At 60.9% G+C, this 16,710-nt stretch carries 19 protein-coding genes; 11 read left to right on the forward strand and 8 right to left on the reverse strand.

Annotation, left to right across the window (positions count from 1 at the left end):
• Positions 1-134: 134 nt before the first annotated feature.
• On the reverse strand, positions 135-350 hold the full coding sequence (locus tag EHO51_RS12685; RefSeq protein ID WP_124739185.1) for a hypothetical protein: 216 nt from the start codon (positions 348-350) through the stop codon (positions 135-137).
• A gap of 305 nt (positions 351-655) precedes the next feature.
• Here EHO51_RS12685 and EHO51_RS12690 point away from each other — a divergent pair, with 305 nt between their 5' ends.
• Positions 656-895 carry a YdcH family protein gene (locus EHO51_RS12690; RefSeq protein WP_124739186.1) on the forward strand — a complete coding sequence of 80 codons (240 nt, stop codon included), beginning with the start codon at positions 656-658 and terminating at the stop codon, positions 893-895.
• Positions 896-952: 57 nt separating this feature from the next.
• On the opposite strand, the gene EHO51_RS12695 is transcribed toward EHO51_RS12690, so the two are convergent.
• Positions 953-1,378, reverse strand: coding sequence for a hypothetical protein (locus EHO51_RS12695; protein ID WP_124739187.1), 426 nt, complete (start codon positions 1,376-1,378; stop codon positions 953-955).
• A gap of 488 nt (positions 1,379-1,866) precedes the next feature.
• Between EHO51_RS12695 and EHO51_RS12700 the strand changes: the two genes are divergently transcribed.
• The 7 genes from EHO51_RS12700 (at position 1,867) to EHO51_RS12730 (ending at position 9,035) form a co-directional block, all read left to right on the forward strand.
• Complete coding sequence (locus EHO51_RS12700; protein WP_124739188.1) at positions 1,867-2,565, forward strand: response regulator transcription factor; 699 nt, start codon at positions 1,867-1,869, stop codon at positions 2,563-2,565.
• 22 nt (positions 2,566-2,587) lie between these two features.
• Positions 2,588-4,507, forward strand: a complete 1,920-nt coding sequence (locus tag EHO51_RS12705) for a sensor histidine kinase (protein ID WP_124739189.1) — start codon at positions 2,588-2,590, stop codon at positions 4,505-4,507.
• A complete protein-coding gene (locus tag EHO51_RS12710) occupies positions 4,504-4,968 on the forward strand; it encodes an HPr kinase/phosphorylase (RefSeq protein ID WP_124739190.1) in 465 nt (154 codons plus the stop codon). The genes EHO51_RS12705 and EHO51_RS12710 overlap by 4 nt, the downstream gene beginning before the upstream one ends.
• Positions 4,969-5,157: 189 nt before the next feature.
• A complete protein-coding gene (locus tag EHO51_RS12715; protein WP_018406034.1) occupies positions 5,158-5,559 on the forward strand; it encodes a PTS sugar transporter subunit IIA in 402 nt (133 codons plus the stop codon).
• The gene (locus EHO51_RS12720; protein WP_124739191.1) at positions 5,556-5,873 is read left to right on the forward strand and encodes an HPr family phosphocarrier protein; all 318 of its coding nucleotides are present in this window, start codon (positions 5,556-5,558) and stop codon (positions 5,871-5,873) included. Before EHO51_RS12715 ends, EHO51_RS12720 begins: the two co-directional genes overlap by 4 nt.
• A gap of 170 nt (positions 5,874-6,043) precedes the next feature.
• A complete protein-coding gene (locus tag EHO51_RS12725; RefSeq protein WP_124739192.1) occupies positions 6,044-7,858 on the forward strand; it encodes a glucan ABC transporter ATP-binding protein/ permease in 1,815 nt (604 codons plus the stop codon).
• Positions 7,859-8,018: 160 nt separating this feature from the next.
• The gene (locus EHO51_RS12730) at positions 8,019-9,035 is read left to right on the forward strand and encodes a nucleotide kinase domain-containing protein (RefSeq protein ID WP_124739193.1); all 1,017 of its coding nucleotides are present in this window, start codon (positions 8,019-8,021) and stop codon (positions 9,033-9,035) included.
• A gap of 14 nt (positions 9,036-9,049) precedes the next feature.
• On the opposite strand, the gene EHO51_RS12735 is transcribed toward EHO51_RS12730, so the two are convergent.
• From EHO51_RS12735 to rpsF, 5 genes are all read right to left on the reverse strand, one after another.
• Positions 9,050-10,711 carry a MazG nucleotide pyrophosphohydrolase domain-containing protein gene (locus tag EHO51_RS12735; protein WP_124739194.1) on the reverse strand — a complete coding sequence of 554 codons (1,662 nt, stop codon included), beginning with the start codon at positions 10,709-10,711 and terminating at the stop codon, positions 9,050-9,052.
• 46 nt (positions 10,712-10,757) lie between these two features.
• The gene (locus EHO51_RS21395; RefSeq protein WP_164479392.1) at positions 10,758-11,360 is read right to left on the reverse strand and encodes a hypothetical protein; all 603 of its coding nucleotides are present in this window, start codon (positions 11,358-11,360) and stop codon (positions 10,758-10,760) included.
• A gap of 27 nt (positions 11,361-11,387) precedes the next feature.
• On the reverse strand, positions 11,388-11,867 hold the full coding sequence (locus tag EHO51_RS12740; protein WP_124739195.1) for a hypothetical protein: 480 nt from the start codon (positions 11,865-11,867) through the stop codon (positions 11,388-11,390).
• A 230-nt stretch (positions 11,868-12,097) separates the two neighbouring features.
• Entirely contained in the window at positions 12,098-12,334 is a 237-nt protein-coding gene (gene rpsR / locus EHO51_RS12745) for a 30S ribosomal protein S18 (protein ID WP_014890780.1), read from the reverse strand.
• The gene (rpsF, locus tag EHO51_RS12750; protein WP_124739196.1) at positions 12,331-12,786 is read right to left on the reverse strand and encodes a 30S ribosomal protein S6; all 456 of its coding nucleotides are present in this window, start codon (positions 12,784-12,786) and stop codon (positions 12,331-12,333) included. The genes rpsR and rpsF overlap by 4 nt, the downstream gene beginning before the upstream one ends.
• Before the next feature lie 346 nt (positions 12,787-13,132).
• On the opposite strand from rpsF, the gene EHO51_RS20540 reads away from it, so the two are divergent.
• Together EHO51_RS20540 and panB are read left to right on the forward strand one after the other, a co-directional pair.
• Entirely contained in the window at positions 13,133-13,270 is a 138-nt protein-coding gene (locus tag EHO51_RS20540) for a hypothetical protein (RefSeq protein WP_164479393.1), read from the forward strand.
• A 98-nt stretch (positions 13,271-13,368) separates the two neighbouring features.
• Positions 13,369-14,163 (forward strand): 3-methyl-2-oxobutanoate hydroxymethyltransferase, encoded by a 795-nt coding sequence (gene panB, locus EHO51_RS12755; protein ID WP_245434884.1) that lies wholly within the window; start codon positions 13,369-13,371, stop codon positions 14,161-14,163.
• Here the strand turns inward: panB and EHO51_RS12760 are convergent.
• Positions 14,160-15,515 (reverse strand): UDP-N-acetylglucosamine-peptide N-acetylglucosaminyltransferase, encoded by a 1,356-nt coding sequence (locus EHO51_RS12760; protein WP_124739198.1) that lies wholly within the window; start codon positions 15,513-15,515, stop codon positions 14,160-14,162. The genes panB and EHO51_RS12760 overlap by 4 nt on opposite strands.
• Positions 15,516-15,687: 172 nt before the next feature.
• Here EHO51_RS12760 and hemH point away from each other — a divergent pair, with 172 nt between their 5' ends.
• On the forward strand, positions 15,688-16,695 hold the full coding sequence (gene hemH / locus EHO51_RS12765; protein WP_124739199.1) for a ferrochelatase: 1,008 nt from the start codon (positions 15,688-15,690) through the stop codon (positions 16,693-16,695).
• Positions 16,696-16,710: the final 15 nt, after the last annotated feature.

The following is a 16,710-nucleotide window of genomic DNA, read 5'->3' on the forward strand; positions in this document are numbered from 1 at the left end:
ACGGCCTGTCGAAAGTGGGCGGAACCTAATGGCGACGCTGGGCGGCGTCAAGCAAAGAATCTGTCATGATTGAAGAAATTCGCACCTGCTTGCCGCCAGGATTTTATTAGGTTTGTCTATCGGTGCGACGGCCCTCATTCGCCGGGAGTGAAATTCTTCAAAAACTCAATCACCGGCTCGACATGCTCGCCGAGCTGCTTTGCAACCTCATCCCAGCCTTTAATGCCAGCCTTTAATGGCGAACTCCATGTCTTGCCCTTTTCCGACTCCAGCGCTTCGATCCGGTCTGGCCCAGACGCCAGAACGCCTAGCTCTAGCTGAGGCGCTGGAAAGGTCTGCCTGGCGGCCAAGCCTACTGAAAGCGCAAGGGCATATGGCGTTCGAGTAGGCGCCCCGGATTGGCGTGCGCCTTCGCCATTCTGAACGCTGCATGCTACAGGTGGATCGAGACCGGCCCCGAGATTCTACCGATCGCAACCGTGTGGCGCCGGCGCGCCGTTGGCTCGGGGACGGGGCGCAGCCGCCAAATCCGCGGAAGCGTCTCATCTGCGCAGTTTGGTCGCATGCCGACGGCATTGCGCCTGGCGCGAGCCGGTAACATCATCCCCCACTGCGACGGCGACGCCGCCAAAGTTGATCAAGGAAGGAAGCTCGAATGAGCCATGTTGCGCATGAGTTGCACGAAGAATTTCCCCAGCACGCCGAGGCCATTCACGCCTTGAAGGCCAAGAACGCGCACTTCGCGCGCCTCACCGAGGAATATCACACGCTCAATCGCGCCATTCACCGCATGGAGACCAATGTCGAGCCGGCCGATGACGGCACGATCGAGGATCTCAAGAAGAAGCGGCTCGTCCTCAAGGATGAGATCGCCGGCTTCCTCGAAACGGCGTAAGCTGCTTCTCTCAAATAGCGTGAAAACGCCCCGGCCTGCGCCGGGGCGTTTTCGGTTCTAACGATATTGCGCAGGCGGCTGCGGATTGTTCGCGGGATTGCTGTCGTGCTTGGTCAGGCGGGCGACCAACGGCCCGCCGACGAGCGGCTGAAGTTCCGCCTCCAGCGCGTCGGCGACGTCCTTCCCATAGATTTCCTCACCGGCGACATGGATCGAGAAGGCTTTGCTGTGCTTCTCGATTTTCGCCGGGTCTTCAATCACCGCCTTGGTCCATTTGTAGAGCGGGAAATTCTCCTCCCCGCGTTGTTCGGCTGCGGCGACATAGTCGGCAAAAGCGTCGAGCTGGTTCCGAAGCTTCGCGTGATGTTTGGCGAGAATGTCGCTGAGAGGCTTGAGCGCCGGATTTTCCGGATCCTTGCGAGCGAGCTTGGCCGCCGCATCGACGAGATTGACCCGAACCTGATATGCCCACTCTTCGCTCATCGATCCACTCCCTGGGGCTGACGCCGCGCGCTGCGCCTCTTTTCACTAGGCTTATGAGCCGACCGGCGTCGGGGCTAAAAGAACCTTAGCAAATTGGCGAAAACCCGAGATTTTCCAAGACCCCGGGGACGCCGCCGAGTGTCGCTCCTGCTCAGCTATCCCATTGTCGTCATTATGTTTAATTGCGCATACCCAGGCACAAGGTGATTTTTTTAGCAATATTGTGTATAAGCGGTCCAGCGGCATCCAGGCGGCGCCGCCCTCTGGGAACGGACCTCGGCCACATTTCAGCCGCCTTGGCCTCCGACTTTGTCGGGTCGACGGCGCGCCTTTCGAAAGTCCCGCGGTCGAGCCGATAAGAGTATCGGCTGTTGAGCATCGACGTCGCGCCCTTCGAGGAGTCGGGGGCGGCCGTTTCGCGCGGAACGCGCAGTCACGTCGCGCCGGCCCGGACGTTAAATTGCGGCCGCAAATAGCAAAGGGTGAAGATGCCGACCATCGCTCTCGTCGACGACGATCGAAACATTCTCACCTCTGTCTCCATCGCTCTGGAGGGCGAGGGGTATCGCGTCCAGACCTATACCGACGGCGCGCAGGCGCTCGACGGGCTGCGCGCCAACCCGCCCGATCTGGCGATCTTCGACATTAAGATGCCGCGGATGGACGGCATGGAGCTTCTGCGTCGACTGCGGCAGAAGTCGGACCTCCCGGTGATTTTTCTCACCTCCAAAGACGAGGAAATCGACGAGCTGTTCGGCCTGAAGATGGGGGCGGACGACTTCATTCATAAGCCTTTCTCGCAACGGCTGCTCGTCGAGCGGGTCAAGGCGATTCTGCGGCGCTCCAATCCAAAGGAGGCCGCGGCTCAGAAGGAATCGGAGGCCAAGGTCTTGGAGCGCGGCGCGCTGCTGATGGACCCTGAGCGCCACACCTGCACCTGGCGCGGCGATCCGGTGGTGCTGACGGTCACGGAATTCCTGATTTTGCAGTCGCTGGCGCAGCGTCCCGGCGTCGTGAAGAGCCGCAACGCGCTCATGGACGCGGCCTATGACGACCAGGTCTATGTCGACGATCGAACGATCGACAGCCACATCAAGCGTTTACGCAAGAAATTCAAGGTCGCGGACAACGACTTCGAAATGATCGAGACGCTCTATGGCGTGGGCTATCGATTCAAGGAAGCCTGAGTTCTCGCGGAGGGGACGCGAGATGGACGCAAGCGTCGAGGGTGACGGCGACGTGACCGCCGTCGGCGACCAGGTCGCGGAAGCGCCGCGTCCGGCGGTCCCGGCGACCGCTTCAGCGCGCGACGCCGCGGCGGCGCGGGCCCGCCTGTGGCGGACGGTCTCCGTCCGTTTGGCGCGGGCGCAGCGCACTGTGCGGCGAACTGTCCAGTCGCATCTTTCGTCCTCGCTCACGCGCCGCATCGTCGTTCTCAATCTTGGCGGGCTGGTCGCGCTGCTGGCTGGGTTCCTCTACCTCAACCAGTTTCGCGAAGGTCTGATCGACGCCCGCGTGCAAAGCCTGCAAACGCAGGGCGAGATCATCGCCGCGGCGGTGGCGGCGTCAGCGACAGTCGACACCGACGCCATTTCCATCGATCCCGAGAAGCTGTTGAAGCTTGCGCCGGGAGAAAGCGCGAGCGACGCCGACGGCTCCCCGCTGGAGTTTTCGCTCAACCCCGAACGCGTCGGGCCGCTGCTGCGGCGACTGGTGTCCCCGACGCGGCTGCGGGCGCGCATCTACGACCGCGACGGCTTTCTGCTGCTCGACTCGCGCTCCGTCTCCGGTCGTTCGAACATTCTGCGTTTCGAGCTGCCGCCCGCAGGCGGCCAGCCCACCACCCTCGACGCATCGTCTTTCCTCGAACGGTCGCTGGAGTTTGTCCAGCGCCTGTCGCATCGGCCGGAGCTGCCGCTCTACGAAGACATCGGCATGGGCAATGGCAAAGCCTATCCTGAAGTCGGCAGCGCGCTCGGCGGCCATATTCATTCGGTGGTGCGCGCCAACGCCAGGGGCGAAACCATCATTTCCGTCGCCGTCCCGGTTCAACGTTACCGGTCGGTGCGCGGCGCGCTGCTCCTCTCGACCATGGGCGGCGACATCGACGCCGTCATCGTCACGGAACGCTGGGGCATCATCCGCATCTTTCTGGTCTCGGCCGGCGTGATGCTGCTGATTTCGCTGTTCTTCACCAACACGATCACCGAACCGATGCGCCGCCTCGCCGAGGCGGCCGAGCGCGTGCGGCGCGGCGTCAAATCCCGCCAGGAGATCCCGGACTTCTCGGACCGGCCGGACGAGATCGGCCATCTTTCGGGCGCGCTGCGCGACATGACGAAGGCGCTCTACAACCGCATCGACGCGATCGAGCATTTCGCCGCGGATGTCGCGCATGAACTCAAGAATCCGTTGACGTCTCTGCGCAGCGCCGTCGAGACGCTGCCGATCGCCAAGACCGAGGAGTCGCGGGACAGGCTGCTCGCCATCATCAAGCATGACGTCGGCCGGCTCGACCGTTTGATCAGCGATATTTCCGACGCGTCTCGTCTCGACGCCGAACTCGCGCGCGCCGACATGGACGTCGTCGATCTCTCGGCGGCGCTGTCGACCGTCGTCGACTTGGCGCGCGCGGTGGAGCGCGGCGACGGCGTCAACATTCAGCTGACCGTCCGCTCCTCTCCATACGACGCGACGCGCAGCCGCTGGCGCGTTCTCGGCAATGACTCGCGCCTCGGTCAGGTGTTCAACAATCTGATCGACAACGGCCGGTCTTTTTCAAAGCCCGGCGGCGTCGTGCGGGTGCTGCTGTGGCCGGAGCGGGCCAAGGGGCCGGGAGGCCAGCAGATCGAAGGCTTCGAGATCATCGTCGACGACGACGGCCCCGGAATTCCCGACGGCGCGTTCGAACGCATTTTCGAACGTTTCTACACCGATCGGCCGGAACAGGGGTTTGGCCAGAACTCCGGGCTCGGGCTCTCGATCTCCCGCCAAATCATCGAGGCGCATGGCGGACGCGTGCGCGCCCTCAACCGCACCCGCGCGCATCCGCAGGGCACTGACGAGCCCCTGCCCGGCGACGCCGTGCTCGGGGCGCGCTTTGTCGTCTGGTTGCCTTCGGCGCGATGACGCCGCCGCAAGCGTCAGAGTATGTTCACGCCAATGCGCTGGTTCTCGGCGCGTTCGGCCTGCTGCTGCGCGGACCGTCCGGCGCCGGCAAGAGCGCCCTCAGCTTACAGCTTGTCGCCGACTGGCGGGCGCGCGGCGCTTTCGCGGCGCTCATCGGCGACGACCGAGTCGCGCTCGAAGCGCGCCACGGCCGCCTGATCGCAAGGCCGCACCCGTCGATCCGCGGGATCATCGAGGCGCGCGGTCTCGGGCTGTTACGCGTCGCCTATGAGCCGGCCTGCGTCTTACGGGCCGTCATCGACCTCCTCGCGTGCGGAGAGTCGCCGAAACGATATCCCGATGAAGAGGAAGCAACGACTCGGTTGAGCGGCGTGACGCTGCCGCGTATGTTCGAAAACGCCGCAGAGGTCGGGGCGGTGGCGCGGATTGCAGCTTACATTCAGAACGTTGCGACAAATTGACGGGGTCCTGCTGTTTTCGCTTGCCTATTTCGCCGCGTTGCACAAAATGTCGCCCCTGTTGAGCGGGGCGATCACGGCGGGCGCAACGGCTCCTCCTGGGATGCAATTTGGCTCCGTTCGCCCTTGCGGGCCGACGCATTTTACGAGACATCGGCGCGCAAGAGACGTCTTCATGAGTGGTAGGGTCGTATGATCGGAATGGTCTTGGTGACCCATGGCCACCTTGCCACTGAGTTTCGCGCGGCGCTCGAACACGTCGTCGGACCTCAAAAGCAGATTGCGGCGATCTCGATTGGGCCCGAGGACGATATGGAGCGCCGGCGCGGGGATATCATTGAGGCGATCCGCGAGGCCGACAGCGGCGAAGGCGTGGTGCTGCTCACCGATATGTTCGGCGGCACGCCCTCCAATCTTGCAATATCCGTAATGGATGGCGGAAAGGTGGAGGTTCTCGCGGGGGTCAACCTGCCAATGCTGATCAAACTCGCTTCGGTCCGCGATACGCAACCTTTGGAGCAGGCGGTGCTGCAGGCGCAGGACGCCGGCCGCAAATATGTTTACATCGCCAGCAAAGTGCTCAACGCTAAATGAATGATCTCGTGACCGATAAATTGCATCAGACTGCGGCCGAAGACGCCATGTCGCGGGAGCTCGCGATCGTCAACAAGAAGGGGCTGCACGCCCGCGCAACCGCAAAATTCGTGCAGTGCTGCGAAAAATTCGACGCCGTCATCACTGTTTCGAGAGGCGACGAAACCGTTGGCGGCAGCTCGATCATGGGCATTCTGACGCTGGGCGCCAGCCAGGGCACGACCATCGCCGTCACGGCGACCGGACCACAGGCGAAGGCGGCGCTCGATGCGCTGGAGACGCTCGTCGCCAATCGCTTCGGCGAGGACGAATAGCTCGGCGAGACGCCGCCGGAAGCGATCGCAAGTTCTCACTTGCAAAACTTGCGCGCAAGCGGCCAGCCCTGTAGAGCGCGTTCGCCACACTCGCCATGTTATTCGAAGCAAACGCGAGTTGCGATTCGTCGCACGTTTGCTGAACCCTTCCCTGCTGGCAGGCGTCGTCAATGTCCGTCTTTAAAGTTTATGTGCGCGTGCTGGGGCTGTTGCGGCCTCAGGCGCGGCTTGCGCTCATACTGGTCGCGGCCAATCTGGCGCTCGCGATCTCGGCCTTCGCCGAGCCGATTCTCTTTGGGCGCATCATCGACCGCATGACGCGCGCGCAAGCGCCCGGCGCAACTTTGACGTGGAGCGATCTGCTGCCGCTCGTGTCCGCCTGGGCCGCCTTCGGCCTGTTTTCGATCGGCGGCGCCATCCTCGTCGGGCTCAACGCCGATCGTCTCGCGCATCGCCGGCGGCTTGCGATCATGTCGGATTATTTCGACCACGTTCTCAGCCTGCCGCTGAGTTTTCACACCAACGTCCACTCCGGACGTCTGTTAAAGATCATGCTCGACGGGGCGAACGCCATGTCGGGGCTGTGGCTGTCGTTCTTTCGCGAGAACTGCGCGTCCTTCGTTGCGCTTTTCGTGCTGTTGCCGGCGACGCTATTCGTCAATTGGCGGCTCGGCTCGCTGCTCATGGCGCTTGTCGTGATCTTCTATTTCGTGACGAGCTTCGTCCTGCGACGCACGGAAGATCTGCAGGGTCAGGTCGAGCGCTACAATTCGACGCTCGCCGAACATGCGTCGGATGCGCTTGGCAATATCCCGGTGGTGCAGAGCTTTACGCGCATCGAAAGCGAGTCGCATGCGCTGAACCGCATCATCGATGACGTCATCGCGGCACAAATGCCTGTTCTCTCCTGGTGGGCCTTCGTCGCCGTCGCCAGCCGCGCCTCGGCGACGCTGACGATTTTGGCGATTTTCCTTTTGGGAATCTGGCTGCATTTGCGCGGCCTCGCCACGATCGGCGAGATCGTCGCCTTCATGAGCTTTGCAACCATGCTGATCGCCCGCCTCGAACAGGCGGTCGGCTTCGTCAATGTCCTATTCCAGCAGTCCGCGAAGATCGCGGAATTCTTCGGCGTCATCGACACGCCGGCGAGCGTCGCCGATCGCCCGCATGCCCGCGACGCGGAGCGGCTTGTGGGCGCGGTCGAATTCGACAACGTCACCTTTGCCTACGACGGACGACGGCCCGCGGTCCGCGACGTGTCGTTTACAGCGAAACCTGGCGAGACGATCGCGCTCGTCGGCTCGACGGGCTCTGGAAAATCAACGACGCTCGGGCTTTTGCATCGGGCCTTCGATCCAGACAGCGGCTCTGTGAAAATCGACGGCGTCGACATCCGCGAATTCACTCTAAGCTCGCTTCGCCGCAACATCGGCGTCGTCTTTCAAGAGCCGATGCTGTTTGCGCGATCGATCGAAGAAAATCTGCGAATCGGCAATCCGGACGCGACAGACGAGGAGATCGCCCATGCGCTCGAACTGGCGCAGGCGACGGAATTCGTCGCGCATCAGAGCGACGGGCGGGCGACGCGCGTCGGCGAACGCGGCCGCTCGCTCTCGGGCGGCGAGCGCCAGCGGCTCTCGATCGCCCGGGCGCTGTTGAAAAACCCGCCGATCATGGTCTTTGACGAGGCGACCTCGGCGCTCGACGCGACGACCGAGCGGATGATCCAAAAGGCGCTGGAGGCGGCGATGAAGGGCCGCACGACCTTCGTCATCGCCCATCGGCTGGCGACGGTGCGCAACGCCGACCGCATCCTCGTCTTCGATCAGGGCGAGATCGTCGAGAGCGGCGGCTTCGACGAATTGGTCGCGAAAGGCGGTCGCTTCGCGATGCTCGCGGCGGCGCAGTTCATGACCGAGCCCACCGTTTCGACGACGCCGCTCGACGGGGTTTACGAAGCCGGCGCGCAGCAGCCGGCGGGGTAGGCCACGCAATGGCGCGCACCTTTTTGTCCACCACCGTTTGGACTTTTTTGAGTCTAGTCTTTTTGAAAGACACGCACGCTATGCCATTTCCGGTTGATATCACGTTTCAACGAGAAATCGTACCTCGCCCGCCTGCACCGATTTTGCTAGGGTTTAGCTGATGTCGCTCCTCCCTTCCACAACCAAGGTCTTTGATACGTATTGGCGTTTTGCAGCCGAGCGATTGGCGATGTATTATTGCCGCCTCGAAAACTCGGTTGGTCCGTGGACTGAGGATCGGATTTTACGCGAGTATCGCTTCACGAACACGTTTCGTGCAGCGGATCGTGTCAGCCAATATCTTATCAGAGAGGTTCAATATCGTAACGATCGCTCTCAGACACCCGTCGACGTCTTTTTTCGAACAATGCTTTTCAAACTATTTAACCGCATTGAAACGTGGGAGCGGCTCGAGAGGGAATTAGGTCCCTTGAACTGGCAAAGCGCTCAAATGGATTCGATAGCAGGCGTCCTCGACCGAATGGCGGAAAGGGGCCATCGCCTATATTCGGCCGCTTATATCATGCCCTCGCCGGCGTTCGGTTATCCGCGTAAGCACACCAACCATCTAGCGCTGCTAACGAGAATGATGCACGATGGACTGCCAGGTAGACTCACTCGCGCTAAAAGCTTGTGCTCAGCTTATGAGATGATTTTGGATTATCCGGGGTTGGGACCATTTTTAGCATTTCAATACACAATTGACTTGAATTACTCCACGCTTCTTGAATTCGACGAAGGAGATTTCGTCGTAGCCGGTCCTGGAGCTCTCGACGGCATCGCCAAATGTTTTAAGCAGAACGGCTTAGCCAGCCCCGAAGCTATTATATATGCTATGGTTGATTGTCAGGAGGAGGAATTCGCGCGCCGCGGTCTTAATTTTGGGGGACTCTTCGGTCGACGACTTCATCCCATCGATTGCCAAAACCTCTTCTGCGAGATTTCGAAGTACGCTCGCATTGCTCATCCCGATGCGGCGGGTCTATCTGGTCGAACCCGTATCAAGCAGCGCTATCGGTCGACAGTTCGCTCAGAAAATATTCCTCCCTACTTTCCGCCTAAGTGGAGACTGGAGCCTTATCCACTGAAAGTTATATCTCCGATACGAAGCGAGCCCGCTCAATTATTTCTCTTTTAGGGAGCAGAAAAATATCAGTCGTCTGCCAGGGCAATCGCTGTGCAATAGAATTCGCCTGTGGCTCCTCGCAATGTCGTGGTGCGAAAAGAAATTATATTTCGATCCCAAAAAGCTTTTCGAACAAGGCCGGCTGTCTTCACGCTAATTTCATTGCCTTCGAGTTCTCTAATTTGCAGTGCCGAAAGATTGGGCTCACTGGGCTCGAGACCCACGGCACCGAGGACGGCGCGTTTTATGACTTCAACGCGTGTCGCATCATCTATTGCCCGACTGCTATCGTTGCTGTCTTGCACTTGGGAGGGGAACTCCTGTTTAAGCTCGTCTGCGGCGACGCGGGCCGATCCAATGCCCGCCACCTTGCCGGTCAGCCGCACGGAAACCTCTGGCTTAAAACTGATCAAGCGCTTGTTCAGATCCACAACTACAGTTCCCTGTTCCTCACACCGTAAACGATGGAACAAATCATGGCCATTTACGATGGCGTCCTCCCACTCCCAGTATCGGTTATTCGCGACTTCTAGGCCCGCTACGAGGCTGTGGATGAACTTTAAAAAGCGAAACGTGATTTCCGTTCGATCTGGAAAGAGACGCACGGCGATATCGGGCTCTCGTCCACCTCGCTGCTCGGCAAGGCGCTCGCCTTCGGAATGAATGGCCTTAATGATCGCTTCCTCTACGATCCTCGCGCGGGCGCCATCCTCGACCTCGTCAATTGAAGGATTGGCCTTTCTTTTCCGCTTCATTAGATCGCGCAAGACTGGGGACCAACCAAGCTTTGCCGCGTTTGCAATGTGCATGACGTCGTGAAAGCGATATCCGTCGTCATCATAAGCGTTGTCGGTGAGATCATCGCCTAGGCGCCTGCCGTCGAAGTACATGCGTGACCGGCCCTTTGCGATCGTCACGAATGCGACCTCGAATTGGCGAGGAAACTGCTGAAGCGGCAGGCATCCTTCATCGTGTAATGGTGTTGGGTGCGATCTGTCTCGTCTGAAAGAAACCTTCTTTATATTTTTCTGCGCGATATCGCTTAAATTCAGTTTGTAGATACTTGCCAAGGCGGATACGTTCCAAGCGATCTCACCAAGCAAGTCGTTTATCGACCGGTCGGAAAGACCTGTGTTGAGTTCTAGTTCGATCGCTGGAAGCTGTCGTCGCAAAAGCTGCGCGCTGAGCTGCCACAGTAACGCCAAGCACACTACAACCAAGGTCTTAGGCTCGGTGCGGGCCGTTAAATAAGCTATCGACTGATAGTCCTCGAACTTCATACGCTTTGTACGTTTCGGGAAATTCTTTGCCGCCCGAAGGAACTCATCTCGCTTAAGTGGATCAAGGACGCAGCGAATGCGGTTCGCGCGAGCGTCGTCCCCTTCAATCTCTCGCTTTATGTTGGCGATGTCATGCGCAAAAATATTAATCGGCTTCTGTGGGTTAGCGATACCTGCGAGGGAAAAGCAGTACCAGATGACGTCACCCAACTCCTCAATGATCTCTTCGTTTGCAGCATCCCACTGTTCATCTCCACCCTCGGCAAGAAGGCGCTTCTTAATTGCTGAGACAACTGAACCTATTTCGGATGCAAGGCCGTAGGTGGCAATATCGAGTCTTACCTTTTCGGGTTTACCCACTGATTGATCAGTTGATCGCACAAATGTGTCGTAAGCGGATACAAGCATCAGACGCTCGTTTCGAATTAATAAAGAAAAAACGGACAAATTTTTTCTATGACCAAGCTCCCGGTCGCCCGCGACAACCCCGCTCCGGCAAGGTCTCAAACCACTCGTTTACAGCCGCCACAAATGCGCTTGAATACCTGGAACGAGCATCTCGGACGTTCGGGTAAAGATCGTCTCCCTCAAAGTCGCGCAAGTGAGATGGTATCGCAATAGCAGCTCTGCCAAAGTACGTGAAATCGTCGCTCCATAGAACATGCTCGCAACCAGTATCACGCGCGAGATTATCGGCATTCAAGCTTCCGTCGGGAAAGCTATGATGAGATCGCTCTTGAAGCCATCCACCCCTTTCGTCGTGATGATAGATGTTGTCGCCATAAGCGCGGCTTTGGTTGCCCTTGAAGAACGGACGCTTAATCGTAAAGCGCGGATTATCCCAGTAGTCTTGAAAGCTACATTTTCCGGTTACGCGCAGGACGCAAATTATGCGTCCCAAAAGCCCGTTTTTCTTACAACCACAACCGACAACAATGTCACCGAGCTGCGCGGACGAACGTATCCTCGGTTTGCATGTTGCAAGCGTACAAACGCCGTGAAATGGGTTAGGAGCGAATCCATAATCGCGTGCAATCTTGTATGAGAATACCCGCATAGCTGTTCACATAGTTAGCCGGGAGTCTTATTGGCAACGAATATGGACAGTCGCGCGGTCAGAGACTATTGACCGGTCCGGTTTCTCCCATATCTCAGCGCCGCTGATAGCGTCAGCAAGACGCTCGCTACCGAGCCGCAACATTGACTCGGCCTGATCTTCAAAGGTGGGCGGGTATTTCATTCGAGCGCCCGCGACAATGCCAATGGTTCTCTTTCCAAGCTGGTTAGAAAGACCCGCCGCATCACCCAAAATGCAGTCTTCATTTTCCATTTCAGGCAGCAAGAAAACACATAAACTTGATCCTGAAATGCAAGCAACGAGGGCAGCAGGTAGCTCTGTTTCACCAGCTTGCGCCGCGATGGCGGCATCATTCTCCACTTTTACCTCGCAGACGGTATAGCCACTTCCCTCAAGGCCAGCCCTCACTTTGTGGCGACCAGCCTCGGTAGCAGTGACGTACACGAGGCACGCTCTCTTTTCTTCGGACAATTCGACTTGCTCCATAACGATCCTCAGCGGCAAATGAAATTCAACTTTTGGTCGACTGCTCGTCGGACAAGACAGCCGAACGAATCGGACCCGCCTTACCCAGAAATTTCGGCCCAATTGGCCTTCCGGTCAATCGGGCGCTGGGTGAGGTGTGCGTAACTGCTAAGGACGCGCTAAACGTGAAATTTCAAAAAAAAGCCGCGCCCCTTTCAGGGCGCGGCCGCAGGCTTCAAAACGCGATCTTCTTAGCGGATCACGTAAGGCAGCAGGCCCAAGAAGCGGGCGCGCTTGATCGCCTGCGCGAGTTCGCGCTGCTTCTTGGCCGAAACGGCGGTGATGCGCGAGGGCACGATCTTGCCGCGCTCGCTGATGTAGCGGGACAGCAGACGCGTGTCCTTATAGTCGATCTTCGGCGCGTTGGCGCCGGTGAACGGGCAGGACTTGCGGCGGCGGAAGAAGGGACGGCGCGGGGCGGTGCTCATTCGACCTCTCCTTCAACCTTGCCTTCTTCACGACGCGGGCGACGCTCGGGACGATCTCCCCGGTCGCCTCGATCCCCGCGATCGCCTCTGTCGCCGCGCGGGCCGCGGCGCTCGCCGCGGTCGTCGTCTTCACGTTTGCGAAGCTGCGCGGAGGGACCCTCCTCCAGCTCGTCGACGCGCAGCGTCAGCACGCGCAAAATATCTTCGTTGATGCTCTGCTGGCGCTGCATCTCGGCGAGCGCCGCCGGCGGCGCGTCGATGTTCATCAGGGTGAAATGCGCCTTGCGGTTCTTGTTGATCCGATAGGCGAGCGACTTGACGCCCCAATATTCGGTCTTGCCGACCGTGCCGCCGAGCGACGCGATGACGTTTTTGAACTGCGCGGTCAGAGCCTCCACCTGCTGGGGAGAAACATCCTGACGCGCGAGATAGACATGCTCGTAAAGAGGCATGGATTTTCGCCTTTCCGTTGCCGCGAGCCGCTCCGGCGCCAAGCCCTTCGAGCGCTTCTTGGGGACCTGCCCCCGGAAAGGCTCGAGAAGGAAAGTTCGAAGGCGGAGGCACGGGAAGACGGGCATTTAAACCCTCGCTCTCTGCCCATATTCTCGTCCGAAAGCGCTTTGTGCGTTTCGGGAATATGCGCTCGAGCGCTTCCGTTCAGCCCCCGGCCGGGAACGTCGCGATCGGCGGTTTATACGCAGCTTTAAGCAGGATGCAAGAGCGCACGGCCTCGCGGCTTGCCGCAGGGCGGCTCCGCCAGTATGGTCGCGCCGTCAAGCCGCCGCCAGGAGAGACGAGATGACGCGGAAAATCCGAGTGTTCGCGCTGCTGGCGGCCCTCTCCGCGCTGCTGTCCGCCTGCGACAAATGCGGCGGCTTCCAGGAAATCCGCGTTCCCGGCCAGCCGCACGCCTGCAGGGACGGCGTGGCGCACTGACGCCTTCCCAGCCAGCGCAAGCCGTTTGATATAGAGTGTCGTCCTGACGATTAGGCGCGCCGGAGCCCCATTTGTCGAACGCCAGCACCTTCCTCGACATGAAGCGCCGAGGCGAGAAAATCGTGGTCGTCACCGCCTATGACGCGCCGACCGCGCGCATCGAGGCGGAAGCCGGCGTCGACATTATCCTCGTCGGCGACAGCGTCGGGGTGAATGTTCTGGGCTATGCGCATGAGCGCGAGGTGACGCTCGCCGATATGGCGCATCATATCGCGGCGGTGCGGCGCGGCGCGCCCGAAATCTACATCATCGGCGATTTGCCCTATGCGACCTATGACACGCCCCAGCAGGCGATCGAAAGTTCGCGCCTGCTGCGCGAAGCTGGCGCCGATTGCGTGAAATTCGAAGGCGCGCAGCTCGAAATCATGCGCGCCTTGACGGCGGCGGGCTTCGACGTGTGCGCTCATATCGGCCTTGAATCGCAGCATCACGACGTGAAGCGGCGCCAGGGCAAGACGGCGGAGGCCGCCGCGAAACTTTATCAGGACGCGCTGGCGCTCGACGCCGCCGGACAGAAATTTGTGGTGCTGGAGCTTGTGCCGCAGGAACTCGCGGCGCGGATCACGCAAGCGATCGGCGCGCCGACGATCGGCATCGGCGCCGGCGCCGCGACGGATGGACAGGTGCTCGTCGTCAACGATCTTGCCGGGATCACCGCGCGTGAATTCAAGCACAACCGCCGCTACGGCGCCGTTGGCGCGGCGCTGCGCGAGGCCGTCGGGGCCTATGCGCGCGACGTTCGCGCCGGGCGCTTTCCGGCGCAGGAGCACGCCTTTCACATGGCTGACGACGAACGCTCCGCCTTCGAGCGCGCGGCGCGCGGCGGGTCTTAATCCGCTCCGATGACCATGGGCGGCGCGCCGGCGAGACGCCGCCGCCACATGTCTTCGAACAGCGATTCCAGCGCGCGCGTGTAGGCATAGACGTCGAAGAGCGCCGTCGTCAGGCGATTGGCGGCGAGCTTGGCCCGCAGTTCGGCGCAACGGACGGGGTCGCCCGCCAAGACCAGCGCGATCTCCAAATATTCGTCAAAATCCGCCGCGATCAACTCCGGCAAACCGATTGCATGCAACAGGCTTCCGGCCACGCGCGAGGGAAAGGTCTCGCCGGCGCAGGTCACGATCGGCACGCCCGCCCACAGCGCGTCGCTCGCCGTCGTATGTGATCCGAAGGGCGCCGTGTCGAGCGCGAGATCGGCGAGTTGCAGGCGCGCCAGATGTTCGGCCTGCGGCAAATGCGGCGCGAAGATCATCCGCGCGGCGTCAATTCCGCGTCTGCGCATTTCATTGCGGAGATTGCCTTCCGCCAGCATCGCCGCCGAGAGCCATAGCACCGCGCCCGGCGTCGCCTCGAGCAGTCGCGCCCAAAGATCGAAGATAAAGGGCGTGAGCTTATAGGCCTGATTGAAGCAGCAATAAACGAAGCCTTCCGCCGGCAGACCGGCGGCGGCCCGCGACGGCGGCGCGCGCAGCGGCGTCCCGCGCCCGTGCGGCTGATAGGCGTGCGGCAGATAGGCGAAGGCTTCCGAATAGGCCGACGCCGACGACGGCGGCGTGACATAGCGATCGGTCACGATGTAATCGCACACGCCCGTTCCGAGCGTGCCGGGATAGCCGAGATAATTGACCTGAACGGGCGCCGGCCGCAGCATCATCACGCTGGTGCGCGCGCCATGGGTGAAGCCCTTGAGGTCGACCAGAATATCGACGCCGTCCGCATTGATGAGGCGCGCGGCCTCGGCGTCGGTCAGCTGCGAAATGTCGGCGAAAGCGTCGAAGGCGGCCCGCAGCCGAGTCCGCATCGCCCCCTCGACGCCGCAATAGCTGTAAGCGCGAATCTCGAAGCGGGCGCGATCATGCGCCTCGAGCGTCTCGACGAGAAGATGCGCGGTCGCATGCTCGTGGAAGTCGTTTGACAGATAGCCGACGCGGATCCTGCTGCGGGCGGAGAGGTCGAAGCGCATCGCGAGGCTGGCGCGCAGCGGCCCGGCCGCCAATAGCCGTGCGGCGGTCCAGCTCTCGGAACAGGCGCGCTGTTCGCCGGCGGTGATGCCGGGCTCCGACAGCAGGAGGAAGGGGGGCGTCGCCGGCCCGTCCGACATGGCCAGCGCCGCCCGAATTTGCGGCGCGGCGGTGTCGAAATCGTCCCATTCGCACATGGCGCGGCTGCGAGATATGGATTTCATGGCGCCCTTTCGCGAGGGGCCAATCCGCACATCAGCCGGCCTTCGTGCGCGAAGCGATTTCCATGCCGCGTGACGATCGTCATCTGACGAGTTGCCAGGACCGCCGCCGCCGCTAGAAGATATTCTTTTGCCGCGCCGCCATCTGGGCGGGCGGTCCGCAACAAGGCTCATCATGACGTCAGCCACGATCTCGAGAGAAGCGCCGGTCGGACTCCTTCTCGTCAATCTCGGCACGCCTGATGCGCCCGATGTCGCGGCCGTGCGGCGTTACCTGGCGGAATTTCTGTCCGACCGCAGAGTCGTCGACCTCCCACGCACGCTATGGCTGCCGATCCTCTACGGCGTCGTGCTCAACACCCGCCCCGCGCGCTCGGCGAAGCTCTATGAGTCGATCTGGAACGCCGACACCGGCGAGGGTCCGCTGAAAACCTTCACCCGCCTGCAAGCCGAGAAGCTGCAGGCGCGGATTGGCGCTTCGAACCTCATCATCGACTACGCGCTACGCTACGGCGCGCCGTCGATCGCGACGCAGATCGAATCGCTGATGGTAAAAGGCTGCGAGCGGATCGCGGTGCTGCCGCTTTACCCGCAATATGCGTCATCGACCACGGGCTCCGCCGCCGACGCCGCTTTCGACGCGCTGCGCGAGATGCGCAAGCAGCCGGCGCTCCGCATCGGCGCGCCCTATTACGACGACCCTGCCTATATCGACGCGCTCGCGACGAATATTACCCGCGCGCGCGCCGCGCTCGATTTCGAACCAGAGGTCATCATCGCTTCATTTCATGGCCTTCCGCAGGCGCAGATCGATCGCGGCGATCCTTATCGCGCGCACTGCGAAGCGACGTGGCGACTGCTTTGCGAACGGCTCGGTATGAACGCCCAAAGCCTGCGTCTTGCTTTTCAGTCCCGCTTTGGGCGCGCGCGGTGGATCGAGCCCTATACGTCGGACGTGGTGATCGAGCTTGCCGGCGCCGGCGTCAAGCGCATCGCCGTCGTCGCGCCGGGATTTTCCGCCGATTGCCTTGAGACGATCGAAGAGCTTGGCGTCGAAATTCGCGATCTCTTTCTCGAGAAAGGCGGCGAGAAATTCGCCCGACTGCCATGTCTCAACGACAGCGACGAAAGCATGGCGCTGATCGAGACCCTGGCGAAGCGCGAGATCGCGGGATGGATGTAACACGGATTCAGGCTG

It is taken from the genome of Methylocystis rosea (assembly GCF_003855495.1).
GTDB classification, from domain to species: Bacteria; Pseudomonadota; Alphaproteobacteria; order Rhizobiales; family Beijerinckiaceae; genus Methylocystis; species Methylocystis rosea_A.